At 33.8% G+C, this 272-nt stretch carries 1 pseudogene; it reads left to right on the plus strand.

The features are described 5' to 3' along the window. A pseudogene (locus SB775_RS29635) lies at window positions 1-272 on the plus strand (MFS transporter); the annotation flags it as partial.

The raw sequence follows: 272 nt of genomic DNA on the forward strand, positions 1-272 counted from the left end.
ATCGTTTTCAAATTGAATTCCATGAAAAAGATGAAACTCATCAAGCCCCACCTAATATACGAAAGAAAAATGGATTTCTTACGTTATTCTCAAAAGAGTACATAAAAGCGACGTTGCTTTTTTGGATTACTTATATAATGGGAATGTTTTTAATATATGGTTTAAATACTTGGTTTCCGCAGATGATGCGCCAAGCAGGATACCCTCTTGGATCTAGTCTATCATTTTTACTTATGCTAAATATTACTGCCGCTATCGGTGCATTATTTGCT

Source organism: Peribacillus sp. SIMBA_075 (assembly GCF_046534585.1).